Here is a 255-nt window from a genome sequence, read left to right as displayed (position 1 = left end):
TGGAGTCGGACCGGGGCGTGGTCGTGGACACCGCGGCCGCCGACCTGCGGCGCATCGAGCGCGACCTGCACGACGGGGCCCAGGCCCGCCTGGTGGCCCTGGCGATGGGCCTGGGCCTGGCGAAGGAGAAGCTGCAGGAGGACCCCGACGCGGCCGCGGCGATGGTGGACGAGGCACACGGCGAGGTGAAACTGGCCCTGCAGGAGCTGCGCGACCTGGCACGCGGGATCCATCCCGCGGTGCTCACCGACCGCG

Annotated in this window: 1 protein-coding gene; it reads left to right on the top strand. The window is 74.9% G+C overall.

What is annotated here, in order from left to right; all coding sequences use genetic code 11:
* The coding region (locus HYE82_RS37155) for a histidine kinase (protein WP_179178611.1) at window positions 1-255 on the top strand (255 nt) is incomplete at both ends.

This window comes from Streptomyces sp. BR123, from assembly GCF_013401435.1.
Lineage (GTDB): Bacteria > Actinomycetota > Actinomycetes > Streptomycetales > Streptomycetaceae > Streptomyces.
This window is presented reverse-complemented; position numbering and strand designations above follow the sequence as displayed.